Raw genomic sequence first — 13,009 nt, forward strand, 5'->3', positions numbered from 1 at the left:
AGGCATATAGAAATGAAAAGCCCGCCAGATTGGCGGGCTTTTTGTTTTTAGCCTTGGCTGCGTCGTGACTTCATCACCAGATAGGCGATGGCGAGAAGCACGAACCAGAACGGTGTGACTTTCAGCGCGGCTGCAGTGTCCGGCTCTTGCGCCAGCGCCCAGAGAATGAAGGCGAAGAAAGCGAAGACCATCACGACGGCTGGGCGTCCGCCGGGCATCTTGAAAGTAGACTTTTCATGGAGGTCCGGGCGCTTGCGACGATATTGCAGATATGAAGCCAGAATGACCGACCAGATGAAGATGAAGAGCAGCGCCGAAATCGTCGTGACGATGGTGAAGGCTTCGATGATGCTCTGGCCGGCATAAAGTAGGACCACGCCCGCGAGCAGGAAAACACACGAGAAGAACAGCGAGTTCACCGGTACTTGCCGCTGATTGAGTTTGGCGAGCGCTTTTGGCGCGAGCTTTGAAGTGGCAAGGCCGTAGATCATACGCGAGGTCGAGTAGATGCCGGAATTTGCACTCGACGTTGCCGAAGTCAACACTACAAAATTCACGACATGAGCGGCGATGCCGAGACCGGCCAGCGAGAACATGGCGACGAATGGGCTCGAATTCGGATCGACCTGATCCCAGGGAATGACGGTGATGATGACGAACAGTGCGCCGAGATAAAACAGCACCACACGGATCGGAATGGAGTTGATCGCCTTGGGCAGATTGCGCTCCGGGTCCTTGGTTTCCGCAGCGGCGGTCCCGACCAGTTCGATACCGACGAAGGCGAAAACCGCGATCTGGAAACCGGCAACGAAGCCAAGGAAACCATTGGGGAAGAACCCGCCATGGTTCCACAGATGGGCGACCGATGCCTGGCTGCCATTGGGCAGGGTAAAACCAGTTGAAAGCATGTACACGCCGGCAATGATCAGCCCGACAATGGCGACGATCTTGATGAGGGCGAACCAGAATTCGATTTCACCGAAATTGCGCACGGTCGGCAGATTGAGCGCCAGAAGCGTGAAGATCAGGCCGAGTGCCGGTATCCATAGAGCCAGTTCCGGGAACCAGAACGAGACATAGCCAGAAACGGCAACCACGTCGGCCACACCGGTCACAATCCAGCAAAGCCAATAGGTCCAGCCAGTGAAGAACTGCGCCCACGGCCCGAGATAATCGCCTGCGAAATCCGCAAAGGAACGATATTCGAGATTGGACAGCAGGATTTCGCCCAATGCGCGCATGACGAAGAACAACATGAAGCCGATCACGGCATATACGAGCAGGATCGAAGGGCCTGCCAGCGAAATGGTCTTGCCTGAACCCATGAAAAGGCCGGTGCCGATGGCGCCGCCAATGGCGATCAGTTGAAGGTGTCGGTTAGACAGATTGCGTGCAAGATGGGGTTCCTCCTCCCGATGTGGATCGACAGAAGGCTTTGATGCAATATTCATTCAAATGCCTCTTGTTTCTGGCGGACGCTGAGAATTACTCCTGCTCGCGCGAGGAAAAGCACCCTTCCTGTACAGCCTTTTTCAGGCAGACAGCGCCTTCTGATAGACGATGCGAACGCTCCTGTGAACAGCGCAGAATGTAGCAATTAGAATCATATTGGGTAGAGAAAGGTGCTGGCTATCAATCAGCTGATAGCTCAATCCTATTGAGGAAGGGCAATAATTTAGGGATTTGTGCTCTTCTGCGGCCAGGAAAAGTCGTCGGCTCGTCCAGGTGTCGGTTTGCTATCAGTCCGGGCTGGCCGTGTGGCTTGCGGACGCGCTGCGATGTTGCCACCAAGCAAAACGCCGCTTTCATCCTTGTCAACGTCGCGAATACTGACTGGAGCCACGCGATCAACTGGCTTGGACGGGTCATGAGTGCCTGCCGCAGGCAGGGGTTGGTCCTCTTCCTTTGCACCGCCGAGATAGGCTCGGAGCGGCTTTTCTGCGTAGAAGGCGAGTTTACGCTTACCTGCCGAAGTTATGTTGATGCCGTCATTGCCGCGCAGACGAGCGGTCTGACCGTTAATGTCGAAACCCGTCTGGGTGAAATTCCCGTCCTCATCGACAAAACCATCCCAGACATCGGCAAATTTGCCGCCTGCTTTCTCGGTGGTGGTGCGATAGATTTCATTGAGCGCCAACATGTCTTGTGACATGCCTTTCGGACGGAAAGGTGGTTGTCCGATCCACACCAGCGGAAAATGCTTGTCGTTGATCACCTTGATGAAGGCGGCGACGCGCTTTTGATATTCTTCATTCCATTCCGGGGATCTGGCCGGCAGACTCACGCCTTTCTCGGTGATTGCCTGTCTGTCGTTGGAGCCGATCATTACGACGACAGCTGCCGGCTTCTCTTCGTCCAGTATCTTGCCGATATTGTCGGGCCAGTCAAAATGATCGTTACGCACAAAGCCGGAAGAGCCATTTATCCGGGTTACAACCTGGAGATCGGGGTCCGACGCGAAAGCAACATCAAGGCCTTCGGCCAGACCGTTGCCGATGAAGTCACCGACAACAAGAACCTTTTTGGCATCTGGTTTTTTCTCGACGAACTCGACTGCCGGGGTCGCCGCCGGTGGTGGCGTCGGTCGTGAAGCGGGAGAGGCGGTCTTGGGCCGCTTCGCCTTTGGCCGGGCGCGTTGTGGAGCGTGCTGTTGATATTGGCGCTGTGGCTGTGCTTGCCGCGAGCCGAACAGGAGATCGAAAAGTGTGCGTGGACGTTCCTGTGCAGAAGCTGTGGCAATGCCTGATAATAGAAACGCTGCTACCGCCAGCATGACGCAAGCAGCATTCACCAGTGGTCTCCCCGTCCGATTTTCGCGCATCAGTCTTGCCTTCATGGCCTTTATATTAGCTTGGCTGCTTGGAAAAACAAAATGGGACGCACTTAATCAGAAGTGCGCCCCATTCGATAATTTAACCCGCCAGTCTAGCGGCGGCGCAGGACCGAGAGAACTTCCTTGCTCGGATGACCGTCCGGCTGAAGTCCGTTGCGCTGCTGAAAAGCTTCGATGGCCGCTCGCGAAGTGGAGCCGATCTTTCCATCGATATTGCCATCATAATAGCCAAGTGCTTTTAGATGCGTTTGCAATTCCTGCCTCTCGTCCATGGTAATCGGCGTGAATGGGCGATTCCAGTCCTGACGAAGCCCCTGATAACCGCCGATGCGGTCAGCAAGCAGGCCGACAGCAAGTGCGTATTTGTCGGCGTTGTTATAGCGCTTCAAGACGAAAAAGTTCTTCGTCATGAGGAAGGCAGGTCCCTGCCGGCCATCCGGCACTTTCAGGGTTGCCTTTTCGCTAGGATCGGGGAAGGCGCGTCCGTTGGCGCGAACGAGACCAATTTTCTGCCATTCGGAAATCGAGAGTGAGCCGGAAGGGAATTTGCGTCCTTTTGGCAGGGCTACTTCATAGCCCCAGCTACGGCCCGGCTGCCAGCCATTGCGATGCAGGAGGTTGGCTGCAGTGCCCAGCGCGTCGGGAACCGAGTTCCAGATGTCACGCTTGCCATTGCCGTCCATATCGACGGCATAAGCCTGATAGCTCGTTGGGATGAACTGTGTGTGGCCAAGCGCACCGGCCCATGAGCCGGAAAGATGGCCGCGGTCGATGTCGCCAGTCTGGAGAATCTTCATTGCGGCAATCAGTTGTGTGCGGCCATATTTGGCGCGACGCTGGTCTGCATAGGCAAGAGTCGCCAGTGAGCGCACAGCATCGCGCATGACGTCATCGCGCTTGAGAATTTCGCCGTAATTGCTTTCCATCGACCAGATGGCGAGCAGGATATTGCGATCTACCGAGAACCGCTGTTCGATGCGCTGGAGCCACGGCCCCCATTTGCGCGCCATGTTCTGGCCGACCGAGACGGAATGTTCGTTCACGCGGTTATCGACGTAGTTCCAGACTGGTTCGGTGAACTCGGGCTGATAGCGTGCCTTCTGCAGGACGACCGGGTCCGGCGCATCCACGCCGCGAAACGCGCGGTCGAAAGTGGAAGGTGAAACACCCGACTTTATGGCGACAGGACGGAAGTTGGCGACCCATTGGCGAAATTTCGCATCAGCCAGTGCGGAACCGGTTGTCAGCGTTGAGGCGAGCACAGCTATCGCAACCGTTGCAGCTGCTTTCAGCTTCATCGTCTGGCCCACCGTGAATGGAAATCGCAGCATTCTGTGTTTCCCTTATGCAATAAAATTTAGCCGATACCGGCGCGTTTCCCTTCGATCTGGATTCTGCCCGCTCCGGATTGCATTAATCAATTAATACCATCCTGTGTTGAATTTGAGCCAGCAGAAAATTCCGGATCGAACCGTTGAATGTTCAAATTAGAACCTGTCGGTTAGCAATTGGTTTACCATCGCGGGTCTGCAATAAAATTTGCCTGAAGTTTCGAAAAATTTTTGAATCAAGCAACATTAAGGCCGGGTCATTGAATGTGATGGGATGGGTCACGCAATTTCGTCGTTCTTTAATGAAAAGGCCTTATTTGAAATTCAGTCGTTTCAATGCTTTGATAGTAAATCTGAAATAGTGAAATCGAGGAGAGGAATGAGTTCGATCCGAAAAATTCGCAAGGCCGTGTTCCCTGTCGCAGGTCTTGGCACCCGCTTCCTGCCCGCCACCAAGTCGATCCCCAAAGAAATGCTGACAGTCGTGGACAAGCCCGTCATTCAGTATGTGGTCGATGAGGCGCGCGAAGCTGGTATCGAACATCTGATTTTCGTCACCGGACGCAACAAGGCGGTCATCGAAGACTATTTCGATGCGCAGGTTGAGCTTTATTCCACGCTCGCCGAGCGCGGCAAGAAGGCCGAACTGGAGCATCTTCAGGATATCCAGCCGCAACCGGGAACGACCAGCTTCACCCGCCAGCAGGTGCCACTCGGTCTTGGCCATGCGGTCTGGTGCGCTCGCGAGCTCGTCGGTGATGAGCCCTTCGCTCTTCTGCTGCCGGATATGGTCATGCAGTCGAAGAAGGGCTGCCTGAAGGAGATGGTCGAGCTTTATGAAAAGACCGGCGGCAATGTGATTGCCGTGCAGGAATGCGATCCGGAAGAGGCGCATAAATACGGCATCGTCGGCAAGGGTGCAGCCATCGGCAGCGGTTTCGAAATCACGCAGATGGTTGAAAAGCCTGCCAAGGGCACGGCGCCTTCCAATCTTTACATCAATGGTCGCTATATCCTGCAGCCGGAAATCTTTGAGCTTCTGAGCAAGCAGGAAAAGGGCGCCGGCAACGAAATCCAGCTGACGGATGCCATGCTGAAGCTTGCCGACGCACAGAAATTCTTTGGCTTCGATTATCAGGGCCTGACATTCGACTGTGGCTCCAAGGCTGGCTTTATCGAAGCCAACGTTGCCTTCGCGCTATGGCGCAACGACATTCGGCCTTCTGTCGAAGGCTCGATTGGCAATCTGCTGAACACCATTAAACCAGCTTGATATAACCAGTCTGATCTCTGGTCACGCCCCCTGCAAAGGGGGCGTTTTTTTATGGTCGTGGGTATCATTTCCGTGAAACTTGCCTTTTTTGACAATGACAATAGGCTTTTGGCCTAGTACGTACCCAAAACAGTGTGAAACATCTTTCGTGTGCAATCAATCAAACAGGTTCCTCCCCTCATAAGGAATAAAGCATGCAGGAATTCCAGCAGACGATGGGTGCAGGCGCGCTCATCTCGATCGCGGTGGGCGCTGTTCTATTATTGCTTTTGCTCATCATCCGGTTTCGTGTCCATGCCTTCGTAGCGCTTATAATCGTCAGCCTTTTGACGGCCCTCGCGACCGGTATCCCGGCAGGCAATATTCTGACGACAATCACTGCTGCCTTCGGGTCAACCCTTGGCGGGGTGGCACTTCTGGTCGGTCTCGGCGCAATGCTGGGCCGGTTGCTTGAAATATCCGGTGGCGCACAGGCGCTTGCCGACGATCTCATCCGGCGGTTCGGTGAAAAGCGCGCGCCCATGGCGCTTGGCATCGCGTCACTCATCTTCGGCTTCCCCATCTTTTTCGATGCGGGTCTGGTGGTGATGCTTCCCGTGGTCTTTACCGTTGCACGACGTCTGAAAGGAAGCCTGCTTCTCTATGGTATTCCGGTTGCCGCGGCCTTTTCAGTGATGCACGTTTTCGTGCCGCCGCATCCGGGTCCGGTTGCCGCATCCGAGCTTCTTGGGGCGGATGTGGGACTTCTCATCCTCGTCGGGATCGTGGTCGTCTTACCTGTCTGGTTCATTGCCGGGCACCTTTTTGGCGCATGGATCGGCAAAAAGATTGTTCTTCCGATCCCCGACAGTTTTGATGCTGGTAAAAACGGGGAAGCAGCTGTCAATCCTCCGAGTTCCGGCCTGGTCATGCTTCTGCTTCTGCTGCCGCTGGTTCTGATTTTCATTAACACGGGTCTTGATTTTGCCCGCGCCCAAGGCTGGGTCAGTGCCGATGCAAACTGGTATCAGTTGGCGCGAATGATCGGATCTACACCTGTCGCGCTTCTGATTTCGGTATTGGTGGCTTCCTATGTGCTGGGACCAAGGCGTGGCAGAGATACAGCCAGCGTTGAACGCATTCTCGACTCGGCGCTCGGGCCGGTATGTTCCATCATCCTGATTACGGGTGCAGGCGGCATGTTCGGTGGTGTCCTGCGCGCGTCCGGAATCGGCGACGCCTTGTCAAACGCGTTCGCAGATACAGGACTCCCGGTCATTGTGGCAGGCTTCCTGATCGCAACGATTTTGCGCGTAGCACAGGGCTCGGCAACGGTGGCGCTGATAACGGCCGCAGGGCTTATCCAGCCTGCCGTTCAGGCAGCAGGATATCACGGGCTAGAGATTGCGGCGGTGGTGATCGCCCTTGCTGCAGGGTCGGTCATGCTCTCCCACGTCAACGATTCCGGGTTCTGGCTCGTCGGTCGTTTCTTCAATATGGACGTCAAGACAACGCTGAAAACCTGGACGGTTCTGGAAACCCTTATCGGGCTTCTCGGCTTCGGCTTGGCGTGTATTCTGTTCTGGCTCGCTTAAACTCACGATAATACGGCATCCCGAAAAGGGGTGCCGTTCTATCTCCACACTAGCGCTGTACCTTCACGCCGAGATAGACGCTGTCGGCGGTATATTCGCGATCGGAAATCTTGCTCGTCAGGAATTCGTGACGCAGGCGTGCATCCAGCCCCACAAACCGGTTGATCCAGTAGGTTGCCCCGATCTGCGCACCGATTGTGTAGTCGGTTCCGGTGCCATCCTTGTTTTGCCGGATATTCGCATCGAGCCTGCCATTGAGACTCAGGTCGGAGCGTATGCGGTGGGTGACATCGAGGCTTGCAAAATGCAGGAGCGACCCTGCAATGCCGGGCGTGGTCGAAGTATCGACCATTGTCTGCGCATAGAGGCTCACATCGGTTCCGCGCAGCGGTGACCAGTTGAGCGCTGCATTGATCGACGGTCCGCTGATGTCGCCAAGACGAGAATCATCGCTGTTGGCGCGCATGTAACCGGCGGCGAATTCGCCGTTCAGTTTCTCGCCCATATCCAGCATCATGCCGCCGCGCAGGGCAAATTGCGATCCGCTGCGTTCATAACCGTTGTTGTCTGTCTTCTCGTCGAAGATGCGCTTGCCCAGCTCAACCTCAGTGAAGGGCTTGATTGCCGGGGACAGGCTGAAACCGCCGCGCAGCGTAATGCTGGCATAGGTGTTGTCGCGATCCTTCTGGCTGACCGTGCCACCAGAGGACAATTCCGCATCGCCATACATATTGTGCTCGACCCGTCCGATTGCGCTGCCGAAGATCAGGCCCATGTCGCGTTCGACGCCGAGGCTTCCATTGAGTGTGTGAACCAGAGGCCGTTGCAATGCGCCGACGACCCCGTTTGGGCTCGACGCGCTTTCGCGACGCAGCCGGTAGCCTGCGCCAGTATTGACGGTCGTCTGGTCACCGAGATCGAAACGAAGCTTTCCCTGAATATCAACTTGCGGTTCGGAAACGTCTTCTCCCGAAATGGACTTGGCCCAGGTGCCCGATGCGTCAAGCGTTGCCTGATGGCGTACCCAGTCCGACTGTGCGTTGAGCCGCAATGTGGTTTCGTTGAGAACGGCGCTGGAACCGCTTGCGCTGTTGTCGCCATTGGTCGTGACACGGATACCTTGTTCCAGCGACGGTCGCAGGATAAACGAACCGGTGCGAATGCCGACCGGCGCGAACGGATCGGCTTCCTGCGTGGAGCTGCGCCCTTGCTCAGGCGATTGCCGAAGATTTTCGCGCTGTGCCCCGCCCGTTTCGTCGCTTGCGTCAGTATCGACCGAGCCAACACGAATATTGTCGGGCAGAAGTGGCTGACTGTCCTGTGACACGGGAACCGTCGGAGCGGTTTGTGTTGTGGTGGTCGGGTCTGCTGCTGTCGTGTTTTCAGGCGGGGTATAACTGTCGTCTGTCGTCTCGCTGGTACTGTCATCAAATCCGGGCGCGGCAAGCCCGCGATTTGCGAGCGTTTCCGGCGAGGAGGCTGAAAGTACGTCCTCGGCAACGCTTCCGCGCAGATAGGCCCCCTGAGCAAATGCAGAACCATGACAGATTGCCATCGCCACGCCCGACAAAAACAGGCATCGCAGCCTGCGGGCAATGGGCGTCGAACCGCCAGAAGGGGCCTTGGCAAATAGCATGTCGTGTTTTCAAACCGTCGCAACGTGGTAGATGAACGGTAAAGGCACATGGTTAATTCTTGGTTGCTGTGGCTGAATTCATGGCGATGCTCGCTGCACAAATGTTTGGACAACCGACTGTGAAAAAGCTAACCCTTGCCGCCATGGAAAAGCTCGATCAGATCATCTCTCCGGCAGATGCGGAAGCGACTATCGCTTCGGCGCTGCGCACTATAAAAACCGAAAATGCGGGCCTCGCTGCGCTTGAAGAAGCACTGAATGACGGACTTTCCGGCCCCTTTGTCGAAGCCGTGAAGCGTATCGTCGCCTCGCGCGGACGTCTAGTCGTTACGGGCGTCGGCAAGAGCGGCCATATCGGCTCCAAGCTCGCTGCTACTTTTGCCTCGACCGGTACTTCGGCATTCTTCGTTCATTCGGCGGAAGCCAATCACGGCGATCTCGGCATGATCGGCCGAGACGATGTTATTCTGGCCATCTCATGGTCGGGTGAAACGGCAGAATTGAAAGGGATCGTCAATTATTCGCAGCGCTTCCGCATTCCATTGATCGCGATTACCTCACGTGAGGATTCTGCACTTGGTCGTGCTGCGGACGTCGTGCTGCTCTTGCCCAAAACTGCTGAGGCTTGCCCGCATGGCCTGGCGCCTACGACCTCAACCATGATGCAGCTTGCCATCGGCGATGCACTGGCAATAGCACTTCTGGAAGCGCGCGGCTTCACCCCGAGCGACTTCAAGACCTTTCATCCCGGCGGTTCATTGGGTGCAAGTCTTATCCATATTCGCGATATCATGCATCGCGGCGAACGCCTCCCGCTGGTGGAAGTGGGCACCTCTCTGCCAGACGCGATGAAGGTTCTGGCGCAAAAGAGTTTTGGGTGTGTTGTGGTTGTCGACAGTGGTGGTGATCTGGCTGGCATCGTCACAGACGGCGATATATCGCGCAATCTGAGCCGAAACCTTGCGGCTTTGGCGGTTGACGACATCATGACACGCAAGCCGAAGACGGTTGACCAGAACATGCTGGCGACCGCGGCACTCAACACCATCAATGAAAATCACATCGGTGCGCTGATCGTCACCGACGCCGGACGCCCGATCGGGCTCGTGCACTTCCATGACCTCCTGCGGATCGGCGCTGCTTGATACTGCATTGAGGCATTATATTTAGTAGGGCAGACATGCTGCCCTACTGCCTTACTCTGCGATTTCAATCTCTAGCGAAACCGGATCGAAGGCTACTACCCGGACTTCTGTTCCGGTTGGCAGGTCAGGGCCTTTCACGCGCCACATCGTATCATTGATGCGGATACGCCCGCGACCATTGATGATCGGTTCGGTCAATGTCGCGCGCTGGCCGACCAGCTGCTCGCCGCGACGATTGAGCAAAGGCTCGTCGGCGTCGCTGCTGCGTGAGCCAAAAAAGCGACGCCCCACCAGCACGAAAATGATGGCCAAGACCAGAAACACAACTGTCTGAAACTGCCACCCAAACCCTGTCGTTGAAGACAAGAGAAAGGCGAGCGCACCGGTTACCAATGCCGCGAGCCCGAACCAGATGAAGAAAAAGCCGGGCGCCGAGATTTCCAGTATCAGCAGGATCAGCCCGAAAACGAGCCAGTTCCAGATGCCGAGGCCGGACAGATACTCAATAATCATGGCGCCTTCACTTCCTTTTGTTGAGCAGCTTTAGCGCCCTGCGGACGGAACGCTGCGCGGACGGGAAGGAGTCGGTGGCTGCGGAGCCGGGTCGACTGGCCTGCTGCCATCACCAAAGACTTCCTTGGCAATTGCGCCAATGCCGCCGAGCGAACCAATTAGGGAGCTTGCCTCAAGCGGCATCAGTACGATCTTCTGGTTCTTGGCGCTGGCGATATTGCTGAGCGCTTCCGTATATTTCTGCGCAACGAAGTAGTTAAGCGCCTGCACATTGCCGTTGGCAACGGCATCAGAAACCATGGTGGTGGCTTTCGCTTCGGCTTCGGCAAGGCGCTCGCGTGCCTCTGCCTCGCGCTTGGCCGCTTCCAGCTTACCTTCAGCTTCGAGAATCTGCGACTGCTTCTGACCCTCAGCGCGCAAAATCTGTGCGTTGCGGTCGCCCTCGGCTTCAAGAACCTGCGCACGCTTGTCACGCTCGGCCTTCATCTGGCGTGCCATGGAGGTGACGATATCTTCTGGCGGATTGATATCCTTGATTTCCACGCGGGTCATTTTGAGGCCCCACGGATGGGCAGCTTCATCGACGACCCGCAACAGACGATCATTGATCGCATCGCGGTTCGACAGCAGCTCATCGAGATCCATCGAACCCATGACGGTACGGATATTGGTCATGGTCAGATTGAGGATCGCATATTGCAGGTTCGCCACCTGGTAGGCCGCCTGTGCTGCGTTCAGCACCTGATAGAAAGCCACGCCATCAACGCCGACGATGGCGTTATCGCGGGTGATGACCTCCTGCGTCGGCACATCGAGCACCTGCTCCATCATGTTGAGGCGCGCGCCGATACGATCAAAAAAAGGCACGATCAGATTGAGGCCGGGATTGAGGGTGCGCGTATAGCGACCGAACCGCTCGACCGTGTAGTTAAACCCCTGCGGCACGGTCTTGATACCGGCAAACAGCGTTGCCAGAACCAGTACGGTCAGAATGAGCAGCATGATATCGAAACCGGTCATTGATTGTTTCCCTTTTAAGGCAGTAGGGCAATATGACAATAGATGCTTTAGCGAGGCAAACATATTGCCCTTATCACCTATTGCTTACACCCATCCTTGCAATTCGCGGCGCACCAGTGTCTCGATGACCTTCATGCCGTCTTCACTGTCGTTAAGACAAGGAATATGGCTGAAATTCTCGCCGCCGTTTTCCAGAAATTCCTCAGCGGCCTCATTGCCGATTTCATCCACGGTTTCCAGACAGTCGGCCACGAAACCCGGATTGAGAACTGCCATGGATTTTACCCCGTGCTTGGCCAGTTCTTCCACCGTTTCGTCGGTATAGGGCTGGAGCCATTCTTCCGGGCCGAAGCGCGACTGGAATGTGGAGCGAAACTGACTGTCATCAAAGCCCAGCCGGGCCTGCAAAAGGCGCGACGTTTCAAGACATTGCTCGCGGTAGGGATCACCCTTGTCCGAATAGCTCTTCGGAATGCCGTGGTAGGATGCAAGGACCACTTCCGGCTTGAAGGAAAGCGTTTCCAGATGCTTCTCGATGGAGCGGGCCAGCGCCTCGATATAAACGGGCTCCGTTTCATAGGACGGCACGATGCGGACTGCTGGCTGGAAGCGCTTTTTCATGAGTGCTTCGAAGAACTTGTCGTTCACCGTGGCGGTCGTCGTTGCCGAATATTGCGGGTAGAGCGGAAACATGACGATCCGCTCACAACCTTGCTGCAGAAGACGGTCGGTCACGCTTTCGATGGACGGCTGACCATAGCGCATCGCCCAGTCCACCACCACATTCGGATAGTCGGCGAGCGCCTTGGCAAGCTTCTCGCCCTGGGCGCGCGTATAAGTCCGCAGTGGAGATTCGTTTTTCTCGCGGTTCCAGATGCGGTCATAAAGCTTACCGGAACGTCTCGGACGGGTATTGAGAACGATGCCGTAGAGGATCGGGTACCAGATGAGGCGCGGCCATTCGATGACGCGGCGATCGGAGAGAAACTCGGCCAGATAGCGACGCATCGGGCCATAGCTCGTGCCATCCGGTGTGCCGAGATTGACCAGCAGAACCCCAACCTTGGGCAGCTTTGCCTGCACCTCCGGCTTGGTTGTCTGGCTGGGTTTCTCCTGCACTTTATCCATCTCACTCATCTTCCGACTCCTGTTCAGCCGGAAAACTAGAGAAAAAAAGACAAATTACAATCCTGACAATTGCCGCTGGCGAATTTCTATCGGCGCGGGTGATTTCCGCGCCGTAAATATTTGAAATTTACGCAAGATATCGGGTGCTTATGCTGCCGCGCGACGCGTCAGGGAGAAGCGTGAGCCCGATGACGACGTGCAATTGAGCTGCGACGGCGAAACGAGTGCGCAGTTCACTTTCGACGACGTGCCGCGCACGATGGAGCGCATGTCAATCTCGACAAGCTGCGGCGACTGGTAACGATAGTTGCCTTCGGCAAGCTTTTCGTTCGTGTCGGTGGCGCGTGTCTCGAAAATACCACCGTTGAACGACGAGACAATGCCGTTTGGATCGACCCAGTTGCCTTCAATGCCTGCAGGGTTGCGGGATACTGTCGGGACATTGCCGCCGACCGGGCCAGCCGTTTCACACGCGGCCAACGCCAGCGACATGACTGCAAGAGGGGCAATGATGCGGAAGCGTTTCATATCCATGCTCTCCATTAAGGCATTTTCG

11 protein-coding genes are annotated in these 13,009 nt (G+C 56.0%); 3 read left to right on the forward strand and 8 right to left on the reverse strand.

Translation table 11 applies throughout. From position 1 onward, the window contains the following. Positions 1–47: 47 nt before the first annotated feature. The 3 genes from cycA to AAE521_RS08505 all read right to left on the reverse strand — a co-directional run bounded on the left by cycA (position 48) and on the right by AAE521_RS08505 (position 4,164). Positions 48–1,451, reverse strand: a complete 1,404-nt coding sequence (gene cycA, locus AAE521_RS08495; RefSeq protein WP_342061056.1) for a D-serine/D-alanine/glycine transporter — start codon at positions 1,449–1,451, stop codon at positions 48–50. Between the two features lie 224 nt (positions 1,452–1,675). Next, positions 1,676–2,821: an SGNH/GDSL hydrolase family protein gene (locus tag AAE521_RS08500; RefSeq protein ID WP_342061057.1), complete on the reverse strand. Its 1,146-nt coding sequence runs from the start codon at positions 2,819–2,821 to the stop codon at positions 1,676–1,678. A gap of 104 nt (positions 2,822–2,925) precedes the next feature. After that, on the reverse strand, positions 2,926–4,164 hold the full coding sequence (locus tag AAE521_RS08505; RefSeq protein ID WP_071630632.1) for a lytic murein transglycosylase: 1,239 nt from the start codon (positions 4,162–4,164) through the stop codon (positions 2,926–2,928). A 379-nt stretch (positions 4,165–4,543) separates the two neighbouring features. Here AAE521_RS08505 and galU point away from each other — a divergent pair, with 379 nt between their 5' ends. Continuing rightward, positions 4,544–5,437 (forward strand): UTP--glucose-1-phosphate uridylyltransferase GalU, encoded by an 894-nt coding sequence (gene galU / locus AAE521_RS08510; RefSeq protein WP_206044270.1) that lies wholly within the window; start codon positions 4,544–4,546, stop codon positions 5,435–5,437. A gap of 194 nt (positions 5,438–5,631) precedes the next feature. Beyond that, complete coding sequence (locus tag AAE521_RS08515) at positions 5,632–7,011, forward strand: GntP family permease (RefSeq protein WP_342061058.1); 1,380 nt, start codon at positions 5,632–5,634, stop codon at positions 7,009–7,011. A gap of 49 nt (positions 7,012–7,060) precedes the next feature. On the opposite strand, the gene AAE521_RS08520 is transcribed toward AAE521_RS08515, so the two are convergent. Beyond that, positions 7,061–8,647, reverse strand: a complete 1,587-nt coding sequence (locus AAE521_RS08520; protein ID WP_342061059.1) for an outer membrane beta-barrel protein — start codon at positions 8,645–8,647, stop codon at positions 7,061–7,063. A gap of 143 nt (positions 8,648–8,790) precedes the next feature. Between AAE521_RS08520 and AAE521_RS08525 the strand changes: the two genes are divergently transcribed. Next, positions 8,791–9,792 (forward strand): KpsF/GutQ family sugar-phosphate isomerase, encoded by a 1,002-nt coding sequence (locus AAE521_RS08525; protein ID WP_342061116.1) that lies wholly within the window; start codon positions 8,791–8,793, stop codon positions 9,790–9,792. A 51-nt stretch (positions 9,793–9,843) separates the two neighbouring features. On the opposite strand, the gene AAE521_RS08530 is transcribed toward AAE521_RS08525, so the two are convergent. The 4 genes from AAE521_RS08530 to omp10 all read right to left on the reverse strand — a co-directional run bounded on the left by AAE521_RS08530 (position 9,844) and on the right by omp10 (position 12,981). Beyond that, entirely contained in the window at positions 9,844–10,305 is a 462-nt protein-coding gene (locus AAE521_RS08530; RefSeq protein ID WP_071630629.1) for an NfeD family protein, read from the reverse strand. A gap of 30 nt (positions 10,306–10,335) precedes the next feature. After that, positions 10,336–11,325: an SPFH domain-containing protein gene (locus AAE521_RS08535; protein WP_342061060.1), complete on the reverse strand. Its 990-nt coding sequence runs from the start codon at positions 11,323–11,325 to the stop codon at positions 10,336–10,338. A gap of 84 nt (positions 11,326–11,409) precedes the next feature. After that, positions 11,410–12,462 carry a ferrochelatase gene (hemH, locus tag AAE521_RS08540; protein WP_342061061.1) on the reverse strand — a complete coding sequence of 351 codons (1,053 nt, stop codon included), beginning with the start codon at positions 12,460–12,462 and terminating at the stop codon, positions 11,410–11,412. 138 nt (positions 12,463–12,600) lie between these two features. Continuing rightward, positions 12,601–12,981, reverse strand: coding sequence for an outer membrane lipoprotein Omp10 (gene omp10, locus AAE521_RS08545; RefSeq protein WP_342061062.1), 381 nt, complete (start codon positions 12,979–12,981; stop codon positions 12,601–12,603). Positions 12,982–13,009: the final 28 nt, after the last annotated feature.

The organism is Brucella cytisi (assembly GCF_038433355.1).
GTDB classification, from domain to species: domain Bacteria; phylum Pseudomonadota; class Alphaproteobacteria; order Rhizobiales; family Rhizobiaceae; genus Brucella; species Brucella cytisi.

Coding starts and splice junctions, on each gene's coding strand:
- cycA (WP_342061056.1), bottom strand. CDS start 1,451: ATGAATATTGCATCAAAGCCTTCTGTCGATCCACATCGGGAGGAGGAA.
- AAE521_RS08500 (WP_342061057.1), bottom strand. CDS start 2,821: ATGCGCGAAAATCGGACGGGGAGACCACTGGTGAATGCTGCTTGCGTC.
- AAE521_RS08505 (WP_071630632.1), bottom strand. CDS start 4,164: ATGCTGCGATTTCCATTCACGGTGGGCCAGACGATGAAGCTGAAAGCA.
- galU (WP_206044270.1), top strand. CDS start 4,544: ATGAGTTCGATCCGAAAAATTCGCAAGGCCGTGTTCCCTGTCGCAGGT.
- AAE521_RS08515 (WP_342061058.1), top strand. CDS start 5,632: ATGCAGGAATTCCAGCAGACGATGGGTGCAGGCGCGCTCATCTCGATC.
- AAE521_RS08520 (WP_342061059.1), bottom strand. CDS start 8,647: ATGCTATTTGCCAAGGCCCCTTCTGGCGGTTCGACGCCCATTGCCCGC.
- AAE521_RS08525 (WP_342061116.1), top strand. CDS start 8,791: ATGGAAAAGCTCGATCAGATCATCTCTCCGGCAGATGCGGAAGCGACT.
- AAE521_RS08530 (WP_071630629.1), bottom strand. CDS start 10,305: ATGATTATTGAGTATCTGTCCGGCCTCGGCATCTGGAACTGGCTCGTT.
- AAE521_RS08535 (WP_342061060.1), bottom strand. CDS start 11,325: ATGACCGGTTTCGATATCATGCTGCTCATTCTGACCGTACTGGTTCTG.
- hemH (WP_342061061.1), bottom strand. CDS start 12,462: ATGAGTGAGATGGATAAAGTGCAGGAGAAACCCAGCCAGACAACCAAG.
- omp10 (WP_342061062.1), bottom strand. CDS start 12,981: ATGAAACGCTTCCGCATCATTGCCCCTCTTGCAGTCATGTCGCTGGCG.